This is a genomic window from Desulfofundulus thermocisternus DSM 10259, assembly GCF_000686645.1.
GTDB lineage: Bacteria > Bacillota > Desulfotomaculia > Desulfotomaculales > Desulfovirgulaceae > Desulfofundulus > Desulfofundulus australicus.
In genome coordinates, this window is sequence record NZ_JMLG01000001.1 from 1 (window position 1) to 13,283 (window position 13,283).

General features: G+C 57.0%; 14 protein-coding genes and 1 pseudogene. All 15 read right to left on the reverse strand.

Features of this window, described 5'->3' with window-relative positions; genetic code table 11:
* The coding region (tnpA, locus tag BR83_RS0100005) for an IS66 family insertion sequence element accessory protein TnpA (RefSeq protein WP_027355346.1) at positions 1-231 on the reverse strand (231 nt) is incomplete at its 3' end.
* A 94-nt stretch (positions 232-325) separates the two neighbouring features.
* Complete coding sequence (gene nuoF / locus BR83_RS0100010; RefSeq protein WP_027355347.1) at positions 326-2,119, reverse strand: NADH-quinone oxidoreductase subunit NuoF; 1,794 nt, start codon at positions 2,117-2,119, stop codon at positions 326-328.
* 19 nt (positions 2,120-2,138) lie between these two features.
* Positions 2,139-2,495, reverse strand: a complete 357-nt coding sequence (locus BR83_RS0100015) for a (2Fe-2S) ferredoxin domain-containing protein (protein ID WP_027355348.1) — start codon at positions 2,493-2,495, stop codon at positions 2,139-2,141.
* Positions 2,470-3,048, reverse strand: coding sequence for an ATP-binding protein (locus tag BR83_RS0100020; RefSeq protein ID WP_242839590.1), 579 nt, complete (start codon positions 3,046-3,048; stop codon positions 2,470-2,472). The genes BR83_RS0100015 and BR83_RS0100020 overlap by 26 nt, the downstream gene beginning before the upstream one ends.
* A 24-nt stretch (positions 3,049-3,072) precedes the next feature.
* Positions 3,073-3,555 carry an NADH-quinone oxidoreductase subunit NuoE gene (nuoE, locus tag BR83_RS0100025; RefSeq protein WP_027355350.1) on the reverse strand — a complete coding sequence of 161 codons (483 nt, stop codon included), beginning with the start codon at positions 3,553-3,555 and terminating at the stop codon, positions 3,073-3,075.
* Positions 3,556-3,673: 118 nt separating this feature from the next.
* Entirely contained in the window at positions 3,674-4,051 is a 378-nt protein-coding gene (locus BR83_RS0100030; RefSeq protein ID WP_027355351.1) for a DRTGG domain-containing protein, read from the reverse strand.
* Positions 4,044-5,381, reverse strand: a complete 1,338-nt coding sequence (locus BR83_RS0100035; RefSeq protein ID WP_027355352.1) for a [Fe-Fe] hydrogenase large subunit C-terminal domain-containing protein — start codon at positions 5,379-5,381, stop codon at positions 4,044-4,046. The genes BR83_RS0100030 and BR83_RS0100035 overlap by 8 nt, the downstream gene beginning before the upstream one ends.
* A 78-nt stretch (positions 5,382-5,459) precedes the next feature.
* A complete protein-coding gene (locus BR83_RS0100040) occupies positions 5,460-5,873 on the reverse strand; it encodes an ATP-binding protein (RefSeq protein WP_027355353.1) in 414 nt (137 codons plus the stop codon).
* Positions 5,874-5,889: 16 nt separating this feature from the next.
* Positions 5,890-6,237 (reverse strand): DRTGG domain-containing protein, encoded by a 348-nt coding sequence (locus BR83_RS0100045; RefSeq protein WP_207640160.1) that lies wholly within the window; start codon positions 6,235-6,237, stop codon positions 5,890-5,892.
* Positions 6,238-6,565: 328 nt separating this feature from the next.
* On the reverse strand, positions 6,566-7,978 hold the full coding sequence (gene hydG / locus BR83_RS0100050; protein WP_027355355.1) for a [FeFe] hydrogenase H-cluster radical SAM maturase HydG: 1,413 nt from the start codon (positions 7,976-7,978) through the stop codon (positions 6,566-6,568).
* Complete coding sequence (gene hydE, locus BR83_RS0100055; RefSeq protein ID WP_027355356.1) at positions 7,968-9,038, reverse strand: [FeFe] hydrogenase H-cluster radical SAM maturase HydE; 1,071 nt, start codon at positions 9,036-9,038, stop codon at positions 7,968-7,970. Before hydE ends, hydG begins: the two co-directional genes overlap by 11 nt.
* A 10-nt stretch (positions 9,039-9,048) precedes the next feature.
* On the reverse strand, positions 9,049-10,329 hold the full coding sequence (gene hydF, locus BR83_RS0100060; protein ID WP_034634120.1) for a [FeFe] hydrogenase H-cluster maturation GTPase HydF: 1,281 nt from the start codon (positions 10,327-10,329) through the stop codon (positions 9,049-9,051).
* Positions 10,326-11,765, reverse strand: a complete 1,440-nt coding sequence (locus BR83_RS0100065) for an aspartate ammonia-lyase (protein ID WP_027355358.1) — start codon at positions 11,763-11,765, stop codon at positions 10,326-10,328. The genes hydF and BR83_RS0100065 overlap by 4 nt, the downstream gene beginning before the upstream one ends.
* Positions 11,766-11,792: 27 nt before the next feature.
* The gene (locus BR83_RS0100070) at positions 11,793-12,044 is read right to left on the reverse strand and encodes a TM1266 family iron-only hydrogenase system putative regulator (RefSeq protein WP_027355359.1); all 252 of its coding nucleotides are present in this window, start codon (positions 12,042-12,044) and stop codon (positions 11,793-11,795) included.
* 309 nt (positions 12,045-12,353) lie between these two features.
* Positions 12,354-13,198: pseudogene (locus BR83_RS14580) on the reverse strand (ISLre2 family transposase); the annotation flags it as partial.
* Positions 13,199-13,283: the final 85 nt, after the last annotated feature.

Below are 13,283 nucleotides of genomic sequence, written 5' to 3' on the forward strand. Positions count from 1 at the left end.
TAAAGTATGGTCCTCTTCTATAAATGACTGGTTGCTTATTTCCACCGGCAGCCACCGATTTGATTTTCCTGGGGTAACTCCGTTCCGGTCTTTAAACTTTCGCAGCCAGTACCATAACTGCCTGGGGCTGATGCCTTCATGGGCGGCGCACCATTCTCTGACGCTTTGCCCACTCATCTTGTATTCGGCTATTCGGGTTTCCCATAGCGCTTCCCGTTCGGCTTTGGTCATAAGAAAAAATCCTCCTCATCGAGCTTTTATCTGAGGAAGATTATCCCTTAAACTTGGGTATTATGCCAAGGTGGGTTGTATTTGACGCTTACCTTTAAATGGTATAGATAGCACCAAACTTGCACTTTTCCATACACGTGCCGCACCGGAGGCATTTTTCCAGGTCTATCCGGTGGGGCTTCTTTTTCTCTCCGGAAATAGCTTTTGCCGGGCATACCAGGGCGCAGCGCCCGCAACCGTTGCATTTTTCTTCGTCTATGGCGTACACCATCAGGGCCCGGCAAACCCCGGCGGGACATTTCTTGTGGTATATATGGGCCTCATACTCATCCCGGAAGTGGCGTATGGTACTGAGCACGGGATTGGGGGCCGTCTGCCCCAGACCGCACAGGGCGGAAGATTTGATGCTCTGTCCCAGCTCCTCAAGAAGCTCAATATCTCCCTCCCGGCCTTCACCCCGGGTGATCCGCTCCACAATCTCCAGCATGCGCTTGGTGCCGATGCGGCAGGGAGAACACTTGCCGCAGGACTCGTCCTGGACAAACTCGAGGAAGAAACGGGCCAGATCCACCATGCAGGTATCCTCATCCATAATGATCAGGCCGCCGGAGCCCATAATGGCTCCCAGCCGGGTCAGCGACTCGTAATCCACCGGCACGTCCAGGTAGCGGGCCGGAATGCAGCCGCCGGAGGGACCCCCTATCTGCGCGGCTTTAAATTGCTTGCCTCCCGGGATACCGCCGCCAATATCAAAGATAATCTCCCTCAGGGTGGTACCCATGGGCACTTCAACCAGACCGGTATTGTTTACTTTACCGGCCAGGGCGAAAACCTTCGTCCCCTTGCTTTTCTCCGTGCCGATGGAAGCAAACCACTCGGGCCCGTTCAGGATAATGGGCGGGATGTTGGCCCAGGTTTCCACGTTGTTGATCACCGTGGGCTTTCCCCAGAGGCCCTCCTGGGCGGGAAAGGGAGGTCTGGGCCTTGGTTCACCGCGGCGGCCTTCAATGGAAGCCAGCAGAGCTGTTTCCTCGCCGCAGACAAAGGCGCCGGCTCCAACCCGGATTTCCACGTTAAAACTAAAGCCCGTACCGAAGATATTTTCTCCCAGCAGGCCGTATTCCCGGGCCTTCTCGATGGCCAGGCTCAATCTTTGCACAGCCAGAGGGTATTCAGCCCGCACATAGACATAGCCCTGGCGGGCTCCTATGGCATAGCCACAGATAGCCATGGCTTCCAGCACGCTGTGGGGATCTCCTTCCAGAATGCTCCTATCCATAAAGGCCCCCGGATCGCCCTCGTCGGCGTTGCAGACCACGTACCTGGGCTTCCCTGGAGCTTTAGCTGAAAACTCCCACTTCAGGCCGGTGGGAAACCCCGCGCCGCCCCGCCCCCGCAGGCCGGACTTTTTAATGCACTCGATAACTTCTTCCGGGGTCATACTGGTAAGCACTTTGCCCAGAGCCCGGTACCCGTCCCGGGCAATGTATTCTTCCACCGATTCAGGGTTGATGATCCCGGTATTGCGCAGGGCAATGCGGGTCTGCTTTTTAAAGAAATCTATTTGATCAGAGGTCACCGCCGCCTTACCGTCTTCGGGCGCTTTATAAAGCAGGCGCTCCACCACCCGCCCTTTTAATAAATGTTCTTCGGCAATTTCCACAGCATCGGCGGGTTTTAGCTGGCGGTAAAATACTCCCTCGGGATAAACCACAATTACCGGGCCCAGGTCGCAGGGACCCATACAGCCGGTTTCAACCACCTTCACTTCGCGCTTTAAACCCAGCCTGTCTATGCTTTCTACCAGGGCAGATTTCACTGCCTGGCACCCCGAGGAAATGCACCCGGCCCCGGCACAAACCAGAACATGCGCCCTGTAAAGTTCCATACCAACTCCCCCTAGTTAACTACTTAATAATCCAATCTTTAATTATCTGGCCGTTGACCAGGTGGGAAACCACAATTTCCCGTGCCTTTTTCTCATCTACGTGACCGTAGATAACCTTATCCCGGCCGGGCCTTTCTACCTCCACCAGCGGTTCGCAGTGGCACATGCCGGCACAACCGGTCTGGGTTACCGTTACACCTTTGAGCCCTCTCTTGCTAACTTCTTCCAGAATGGCTGTAAGCACTTCCCGGGCTCCCGAAGCAATCCCGCAGGTACCCATGGTGACTACAACTTTTACGTCCTCCCTGCCCTCCCGCAGGCGCATCTCGTCCTGCAGCCTTTCCCTGAGCTTATCCAGCTCGGCGAGCGACTTCATAATCACCACCTCCAAACAGAATGTCTAAATTTTCCTCAACGTACTGGCGCAGCCAGAGAAGTACCTCCGGTGTATCCAGGGGTATCCCCTTGAGGCGGGACCGGATTTCCGCAGTATCCAATTTGAAGCTCTGACCCTGGAAAATATGATGGTAGCACAGGTTCAGGTGGCCGTTGCCCGCCAGCAGGCTGACTATAGTCCGGGGCATATCCCCCAGGGGAGGGCGGTCCCAGCAATAATAAGGAAATGTTGCCGTAACCTTTGTGCCCCGCCCAACTTCGCTTTTAATTTCCAGATCTCCACTGCAGCGTTCCACCGCCGCCTGCAGAAAAGGCAGTCCCAGCCCCACCTTTTTACCGCTCTTGGTGGTAAAAAACGGGTTGGTTAAATGGCGCTGGACGTATGGAGGAATCCCGGAACCGTTATCCACCACGGAAAAGCGCACCAGGTCACCGGCCGGATCTTCTTCCACGATAATTTCCACCCGGGTAGCCCCGGCCTCCAGGGAATTCCTGGCCACGTCCAGGATGTGGTGAGCCAGTTCTTCCATCATGGGGAAATCCCTCCCGTCAGTCACTCACTGCCGGTAAGCCGTCAGGATGTCAGACAAGCGTTCCGGCCTGACCCGGGCGTGAACGTCTTCATCTACAGTAATCACCGGCCCCAGGCTGCAGGCTCCGAGGCAGCGCACCACTTCCAGGGAAAACTGGCCATCATCAGTGGTCTCCCCGGGCTTGAGGCCCAGTTCATCTCTGAGGCGCTCCAGAAGCTGCCCCGCTCCCCGCACATAGCAGGCTGTACCTTTACATACGCTGATCTGGTGTTTGCCCTTGGGATAAGTGGTAAAAAAGGAGTAGAAAGATACCACGCCGTAAACCTGGCTTAAGGGTACACTCAGCGCCTCAGCAACCCTTTGCAGTACCTTTCTGGGCAGGTAACCGTAAAGCTCCTGGGCCTGGTGCAGCACCTGAATCAAAGCCGAGGGCTGTCCCCGGTACTTTTCCAGCAGCGCATCCATCCTGCTGTTCAACTCCCCGCTACACTTACAAGCAACGGACATCCGCAACAACCTCCTTGTACATGGTCTATCTACACCGTTAGCGAATCACAGCCCGGGATACACCACCTCCTTTATATTCCGACCTTCAACCTGCCGCAGCGGGCGTGACCGTCCCCCTTCATCTCTGGAGGTTTCCCCCTCCCGGTTTGATTAAACCTGCCCTGGTGAGCAGGTTATATAACCTGCCGGCAGCATGGAAACTATCCAGGGGGGTGGAGAAAAGGGGAACGCCCTCCCTCTCCGCCAGGGCCACGGTATCCGGCGGGGGAACCCGGCCCCCGGAAATAACCACCCCGCTTAAACCCACCAGGGATGCCACGGCGATCACGTTGCGGTGGCGCTGGATGGTAATCCACAGGCTTCCCCGGCGGGCACGGGCCAGCACGTCGCTCATCATATCACCACAATAGGCACCGTACACCGGGGGCAGGACCAGGGCTTTGTGGTGATGGGCAGCCAGTTCCAGTTCCGCAACTATTTCCTGCCAGTCAATCATTTTCACCACTCCCGTCCCTGGCCTGTTTCCAGTCCCGCCCCATGGCCGGCGGTTGTTTCTGGGCCAGTTCGACCATCTCTTCCGCCAGCTGCTGCAGGCGCTCCCGCAGCTCAAAAATACAGTAGCTGCGGCGGGCATACCCCTGCACTATATCTTCAGCCAGGGCGCGGCAGCTTGGTGAACCGCAGGACCCGCAGTCCAGCCCGGGAAGTTCGGCACAAATTCGCTCCGCCTCCTCCAGCCGGGCCAGGGCCACCCGGGGATCGCTGGCCAGGGTTAAGGCCGGACGGGCTGGAATGGGTGTCTTCAGGCGGTAATAATCCAGCTCCCTGGGGTACGCCCATTTTTCGCGGGAGCGGTGATGCTTGACCAGATTGCCCATGCGCACCCGGGCCACAAAGGGATTCTGCGGCACCAGGGGACCGCCGATGCAGCCTCCTGTGCAGGCCTGGGCTTCCAGGTAGTCGATGTCCGTAAGACCTCCCCTTTCTATTTCATCCAGGACGCTGATCACGCTGTGAATGCCATCAACGGCCAGCAGTGAACCGGTTTTAATGGCCTCGTTTTCTCCCCCTGCCCGGCCCCAGCCGATGCCCACTCCCGAAGCGCGGGGGGCCACCGGGTCTGTGATGGGCATTTCCAGACGCTTGAGCAGGGCACCATAAACCACAGCCATGGAGATGGCCCCATCAACACTGGACCTGCCTTCGGAAGGCTGCTTAACTTCCGTTACTTTGGCGGGACAGGGGGTAATGAAAAAGGTGCCAATTTCGCCCGGCTCAAGCCCGGTCTTCCGGCAGGCCTGCTCCCGGGCCATACGACCCGCTATTTCCATGGGAGATTCTATAGGAATGATGTGCTCCAGCAGGCTGGGAAAACGCACCTGGATTAGCCTTACCACCGCAGGACAGGCCGAAGAGATCAGTGGCCGTGGTCGTTCGGGGTAAACCTCAAGGTAATGCCTGATGGCCCAGGAAACGGCTTCCGCCGCCAGGGCTACCTCGAAAACATCATCAAAGCCCAGGGCCAGCAGGGCACTCAGAACTCTGGCAGGTGTATGTTCGGGTTTGAACTGGCCGTAAAAGGAAGGGGCCGGGAGAGCGATAATATATTTAAAATCTTTAAGTTTTTCCAGGGAATCGGTTATGGCCAGTTTGGCCTGGTTGGGGCAGATGCGAATGCATTCACCACAGTCAATGCAGCGCTCCTCAATTATGCGGGCTCTGCCCTTGCGCACCCGGATGGCTTCCGTGGGGCAGTGCTTGATGCAGTTGGTACACCCCCGGCATTTTTCCTCGTCCAAACGCACCGAGTGAAAATACTGCTGCATTTTCAATCACCACTTCTAGATAATGTCGCATACCCCGGCAGCGGTCGTCTTCCGTCGTTCCGTTCAACTCTTACCTTACTAATTGTTGAAAACTGCCGCCCACAGTTTGGTGCCTTTATTTACTTCGGACTGGATATCCAGTTCATCGGCGCTTTTCTTGATGTTGGGCAGGCCCATACCCGCCCCGAAGCCCATTTCCCGGATGTGGGGCGGAGCGGTGGAGTACCCTTCCTGCATGGCCAGAGAGATGTCGGGAATACCCGGGCCTTCATCTTCGGCAATAATTTCCACCCTGCGGGGAGTGATATTGGCAGTCAGGCTGCCGTGACAGGCGTGGATGACAATGTTCATCTCCGCCTCGTAGGCAATAATGATGGCCTTGCGGATGGTTGCGGGATCCATACCGGCCAGCTGTAAGGCTTTTTTGATCTTCGTAGCAGCCTGGCCCGCCCGGCTGAAATCCATTCCCTGCACCTGGAACTTCAACTGCAAGGTATCTCACCCCGCTTCAGAAACTCCGCAGTCCCGCCTGGTAAAGGATGCCGCAACTTTCAAAAAGGAACATATCCGTTGCCAGCAGGGGAAGGTTCTTTTCCCGCGCCAGCCCAATTACGTCCTCACGGGGCCTCTTACCCCGTACAAAAACGATGGCCCGCGCTTCCACCATTTCCGCCAGGCGGATGATCTGCACATTGGTAAGCCCGGTCAGCAAAAGGCAACCCGGCCTGGCAAAACATAAAGAGTCGCTGATCAGGTCGCAGCCGAAGCCACAGGTAACCTCTGTGTCAAGCAAGTTATCGCCGCAGAGAACATCGGCATTAAGCATTTCCTTAATAGCTTGTAACTTTATGGTCATTCACCTGCCATAAAAAGCTTTTTTGATCATGCACCCCGGTCAATAATCATATATTATTGTCAACCATCAAATTTATTTATTACAACAGAATAATACTTTTTTTCAAAAAAGCAATACAAGTTTGCTAAATGGTCATTTAAAAGAGCCGAGCGGTATTGTAATACGGCCCAATGGTTTTAACGACGTTTATTAACAAAAATCTCGTTTTATCACCTCCCAGTGTATTTTACAAAAAAATCCTCCTTCGTTACCAAAGGTTTTTCTGCCCAGGGTAACAAAGGAGGTTTTGAAGACCAGCAGATGTAAACGCGAAAACGCACAGTAAAACCTAAAAGTACAGGTCCCGCTGCCCTTTCTCGATCATCTCCAGACGGGCAATGGTTTCCTCACGCACGGCGGGATTTTCGATGAGCTCCAGGTGCTTCCGGATAGCCTCCTCGCCCACCCGCCGGGTTTCCGGAGAAGCATAGTCCAGGAGAAATTCCTTGAAGGTGAGAATGGCGTTGGGCTGGCAGACGTTCTGAATCTGGCCGGTTTTGGCCAGAGACATGAACCGGTCCCCGGTACGCCCCTTGCGGTAACAGGCCGTGCAGAAGCTGGGTATGTACCCGGACAGGCAGACACTGCGCAGCATCTCGTCGGGGCTCCGGTGATCCTCCACCTGGAACTGGGCGGTCTCGCCTTCCTCTTGATGCTCACCGCTTAGAGATTTGCGGTAGCCTCCCACGCCCGTACACGAGCCGGCGCTGATCTGGGAAATACCCACCGAGATCAACTCATCCCGGAACTCCGGCCGTTCCCGGGTGGACAGAATCATGCCCGTATAAGGCACGGCCAGGCGCAGGATGGCAATGATTTTCTTGAAGTCCCGGTCGGAAACCAGGTAGGGGAAATTATCCAGGTTGATATTTAAAGCCGGACGCAGCCGGGGCACCGAAATGGTATGCGGACCCACACCAAAGCGCTCTTCCAGGTGCAGGGCATGAAAGAGCAGGCCCAGCACCTCAAACTTATAATCGTACAGCCCGAACAGAACTCCCAGGCCCACATCATCAATGCCGGCTTCCATGGCCCGGTCCATGGCCGTGGTGTGCCAGTCGTAATCCCGCTTGGGGCCGGAGGGGTGCATGGCGCGGTAAGTCTCACGATGGTAGGTTTCCTGGAACAAAATATAAGTACCGATGCCGGCTTTCTTTAAAAGGCGGTATTCATCCACCGTGGTAGCGGCGATGTTCACGTTCACCCTCCGGATGCTGCCGTTCCTGTCCTTCACGGAGTAGATGGTCTCGATTGCTTCCAGGACGTAATCAATGGGGCAGTTGACCGGATCCTCGCCTGTTTCCAGGGCCAGCCGCTTGTGCCCCATGGCTTCCAGGGCAACCACCTCATCCCGGATTTCCTCCATGGTCAGGCGGCGCCGCACCAGCTCTTTGTTATCCCGGCGGTAGCCGCAGTAACGGCAGTTGTTGATGCAGTAGTTGCTGATGTAAAGGGGGGCAAAAAAGACCAGCCTTTTGCCGTATATTTTCTCCTTAATCCGGTACGCAGTGGCATACATGAAGTCCAGGATATCGGGTTCTTCCACATGCAGCAAAACGGCCACTTCCGAAGGAGTAAGTCCCTTTGCCTCTCCCGCCCGGGTGATGATCTCCCGGGCCGCGGCAGGGTCTGCCCGGCGGCCTTCTTCCAGCAGGCCGTAGATCTGCTCTTCGTTGATAAAGGTGGCCGGTTCACACTTCATTGTTCATCCCTCCTTGGATTTTCGGGGCATGCCCGGGCCCGCGCCCCACCCGCCGGTTCAAGGAATGGATCATGTTTTTCAAGGCAACCAGTGTGGCTTCCATTTCGTCGTGCAATCCCGCTTTGCCGGGATAAATCTGGTAGTAGCAGCGGTAGGGTGGCGGGGTGGTATCGGGCATAATCACATTGGCACCAAAACACAGGCCCAGGCGGCGCCCCCCGGGGTGGATGGTACCCAGGGCGGTGGTAGCGGGTAAATGGGCCCGGGGAAGGAGCAGCCTGGACACGGCCAGCACTTTTAAAGTGAGTTCCAGCCCTCCGGGGGGCTCTTTGCCCAGAGGTGTCTCCGGGTGAGGTATGAAGGGACCGATGCCCGCCATCTCCACGTCCAATTCCCGCAGGAGCAGGATATCGGCGGCCAGGGTTTCCAGGGTCTGGCCCGGCAGGCCGACGATGTTCCCCGACCCCACCTGGTAGCCCAGCTCCCGCAACCACTTCAGGCGCAGCAGCCGTTCCTGCAGGGTGGTACCCGGCCGCAGCCGGGCAAAAAGTGCGGCGTCAGCGGTTTCGTGCTTTAGAAGGTAGCGGTCGGCCCCCGCCTCCCGCCACAGGCGGTAATCCTCAAAGGAACGCTCACCGACGGAAAGAGTTACCGCTTCCACCCCCACTTCTTCTTTCAGACGCCTGATGATATCCGCCAGAACCGGAGCCGTGTAATGGGGATCTTCTCCCGACTGCAGAACAACGGTGGGAAGCCCCAGCCCTGCGGCTCTGCGGGCAGCGGCCAGAATTTCCCCGGGAGTCATGCGGTAGCGCCGTAACTTCCGGTTGTCCCGGCGCAGGCCGCAGTAACAGCAATTCCGCCGGCAGTAATTGGAAAACTCTATGATACCCCGTAAGTGCACCTCATCTCCCAGGAATGCCGCCCTCACCCCGTCGGCCGCCCGGCCGAGGGCATCAACCTCCTCGCCCCTGGCCTGAAGCAAAACAATTACTTCATGGCGCTCAAGGTGGTGGTTTCCTCTGGCTTTTTTCAGCACTTCCACGAATTCCTGCCGCATATAAAACCACCTATGTACGGGATGCCTGCTGCAAAAGGGCCAGCTCGTCTTCAAATTCCACCTGTTCCTCTTCAAGAACGGCTAAAGCCTGGGGGAAGGGTGACAATGCCCGTTTCAAAACCCCGTGGAGGTGGGCTATAAGCACGCCGTAGTTGACAATGGGTACCCCGGCTTCCCGGGCCTGCATTATGCGGTAGAGCATTTCCCGGCGGTTGAGCATACAGGCCCCGCAGTGCACGATCAGCCTGTAATCCCGGAGGTTTTCGGGCAGGGTGCTCCCGCCGCTGGCCACGTCAAATACCAGTTCCCCTCCCACCGCCTGCCGGAGCCAGCGGGGGATCTTCACCCGGCCGATATCATCCTGGATGGGGTGATGGGTACAGGCCTCGGCAATGAGGATTTTGTCCCCGGGCTTTAAATCCTTGACGGCCCTGGCCCCGGCCACCAGGGTGGGCAGGTCTCCTTTATAGCGGGCAAACAGGATGGAGAAGGAGGTGAAAAGCACATCCGGCGGTGTGTCGGCCACGGCCTTGAGATAGGCCGAGGCATCGGTAACCACCAGCTTCGGCTTCACGGCCAGGTTGGCCAGGGCGTGCTTCAGCTCCCGCTCCTTGACCATCACGGCGACGGCGTCGTTTTCCAGCACGTCCCGGATCACCTGCTGCTGCGGGAGGATGAGCCTCCCCCTGGGAGCAGCCTTGTCAATGGGGATGACCAGCACAACCAGATCTCCCGACTCGATCAGGTCGCCCACAATGGTGGAAAGGGACCAGTCCCGGGGAGCAGCCTTCACCATGGCCATTTTCAGCCCGTAGATGCCCCGGCGGGTCAGGGCGCTCACCGCTACAAAGGGCACATCCAGTTCCTGCTGCCACGGGCGGTTAACCGCTTCGGGGTAGAGGTCAATTTTATTGATGACCCCCAGCACCGGCACTTTTTGTTCCCGGGCCCGGTTCACCACATCCCGTTCATAATCCCCGATGCCCTGCCCGGGATCCACCACCAGCAGGGCCAGGTCGGTTTTGTTGAGCACCTCCAGGGTTTTCTGCACCCGCAGGGCGCCCAGTTCCCCGGTATCGTCCAGCCCCGCCGTGTCGATAATCATCACCGGCCCCAGGGGGAGGAGCTCCATGGCCTTGGCCACGGGATCGGTGGTTGTGCCGGGAATATCGGAAACGATGGCCACTTCCTGGTTGGTTATGGCGTTGATTAAGCTGGATTTGCCCGCATTGCGCCGGCCGAAAAGGGCGATGTGCAGCCGCTGCCCCCGGGGGGTAGCATTCAGGCTCATGGCTTATCACCTTCCCTGGTTAAAAAGCGCTTTAAATGCCGCACGCCGGCCACACCCGGTGTGGTCAGCTCTTCCGGTTTAAGGATTGCTTCGATTTCCTCCCTGGTGAACAACCCCTCCTCCACCAGCAGTTCCGTTACCGGCCGGCCGCTCCGGACCGCCCGCAGAACCATGGCGGTAGCCTTCTCGTAGCCCAGGTAAGGGACAAAGGCGGTGATCACCCCCTGGCTGGCTTCCAGCAACTGCCGGCAGCGGGCCTCATCAGCTTGAATGCCCCGGACGCATTTTTCCGCCAGCAGCCTGGCCGCCCCGGCCATCATTTCCAGGGAGTGGAGCAAATTGTGGGCAATCAGGGGAAGGAAGGCGTTCAACTCCAGCTGCCCGGAAGCCGCGGCCATGTTAATGGCCACATCGCCGGCCATCACCTGGTAGGCCACCTGGGTGACCATTTCAGGTATCACGGGGTTGACCTTGCCGGGCATGATCGATGAACCGGCCTGCACCTCAGGCAGCACGATTTCCCCCAGTCCCGCCCGGGGGCCGGAAGATAACAGGCGCAGATCCCCGGCTATCTTGGCCAGGTTGACAGCGGCGGTCTTTACAAAGCCGGAGACCTCCGCGAAAATGTCGGCATTTTGCGTGGCTTCCACGGTATTTTCCGCCCGGGCCAGGCCAAAACCGGTCAGCTCCCGCAGGATCTCCACCACCCGGAAGATATAACGCCGGCTGGCGTTGAGTCCCGTCCCCACGGCTGTCCCACCCAGGTTAACCTGCCGCAGGCGTTCCTCTGCCTTGTACAAACGCCACCAGTCCCGGGCTACCGCCTCAGCGTAGGCGCTGAACTCCTGGCCCAGGGTAATGGGCACTGCATCCTGCAGCTGGGTGCGGCCGATCTTGAGTATGGAGGCAAACTCCTTTTCCCTGGCCTGCAGGGCCCCCTGCAGAACGGCCATGGCCTGGCTCAACTCCCGCACCAGTTTGATGGCCGCCACCCGCAGGGCCGTAGGGTAAACGTCATTGGTGGACTGACCCAGGTTAACGTGATCCAGCGGATGGACCAGTGAGTAATCTCCCTTCGTCCCCCCCAGGATTTCAATGGCCCGGTTGGCAATGACCTCGTTGACATTCATGTTGGTGGAAGTGCCCGCCCCGCCCTGAAAGGCGTCGACGACAATTTGATCATGCCACTGCCCCCGGGCCAGCTCTTCCGCCGCCTGCACTATGGCCCCGGCAATGCGGGGTTCCAGCAAGCCAATCTCCCTGTTGGCCATGGCCGCGGCTTTTTTGACCAGGGCCAGGGCCCGGATGAGCTCACGATGAACGGGAATCCCGGACACGGCAAAATTTTCTCTGGCCCTTAAAGTATGGATGCCGTAGTAGGCCTCCCGGGGGATTTCCCTTTCACCCAGCAGATCTTTTTCTACCCGGTAGGACACCTCAACCCAACACCTTTTTTAAATATGTTACTTACGGGACACCAGGGCGCTTTTCACCTGCACCCCTTTGATGCTACCCAGTTTTCCCGTCATAGCCCCGATTTCATCGGTGGTGCCGTCAACAATCAGGGCGATGACCGAAAGGTTCTTCTCCCGGTAAGGTATGCCCATGCGCCCCACAATAATCTCCGCATATTCTCCCAGGATGCTGTTGATCTTTCCCGCGGCATGCTGGCGGTCTTCGACCAGGATGCCGACCACCCCAATGCGCCTTTCCACACTTTCACCTCCCCCACGCCGCAGCTTAAACGCACCCCGCAATTCGTTCACAAATGAGCGCACCATGCCCTCTTAAGATGTTATTACTGTAAACAAAAAAGCCTGCCTTTCTCCCACGAAAAGCAGGCTGCTGCCCGGTTTCTCCACTGTCCCCTTGAGTACAGGAAAAACCCTTTTCGCAGGGAAGGCTGTTATGCCGTTGTCATACCCCTCCGGTTCAGGGCCACCAAGCCCCCAACCGTTAGGGTAGCTATGTAAAAATTATACTGCAAAATCAACGATATGACAATTAGTAACAATGCTCTGGTCCGGGTCTAAGCGATATTCGGCGCCGGGAAAGTATTTCATTCCCTGCTTGAGCCATTCTGCCCCATCGCCGCCAATGTAGATTTTCGGGGTCCGGCTCAGATCCCATTTCCCTCCGATTTCCGCATAACCTTCTTCCCAGATTGCCTCACCTTCAGTTAAGCTGCTTAACACATGCTTGTTTTTCAGGACAAAGCGATCCCGGCCTACTTGCTCCTTTCCTTCATATGCTACCATGTGTTTGATTTCTCCTCGTTTCTGCTCTGCCCTTTGCAGACGGATCATTACCCCGTCGGCTTCGATGTACAACTCCGGGGCCACCTCTTTCCCACCGGGAGCTTCGCCATCTTCAAAAACCGCTGCTCTTTTTTCTTCTCCTTCTTGCTGGAGAACCTCGCCTACTTCCCGGGTGGCCTGCCAGATGGTCATGGGGCTTACTCCGGGAACAAGGTAGCTTAAAATCTCCGCGGCCCGATCAAAGGGAAGCTCGGTGCTTAGTTTGACAGCCAGTTCTTTTAAGCGGGGGGTGATCCTGGCCCGGGCCGGCCAGCCCAGTAGCTCATCTAAAAAGAAGCTGGTTTCCCCGGTTTTTTTGTTTTTGTACAGGCGCCTTTTGTAGAGAAATTCCCCAAAGGTGCTGATGGCTGTTTTATCCCGAAACCCGACCACCTTCCAGGTGCTCCGATCACGTTCATTCATCAGGCGGGTATCGAGCTGTTCCAGTGCCCAGGTGAATATTTGGTTGCTGACCTTCTGACAAAGTTCAAGTCCTTGCAACTACCAAGTAATTCAATTAGACCCTTAACGAAAAGAAGGACTGCACCCACTATTTGGCGAATATTTAGCATGAGACCTCACACTCCTTTTGCTTGATTTCTGGTGTTTTTGGGGCGCGTGAGGTCTCATTTCTTTTTCAGGGGGCTGATCCCCTTC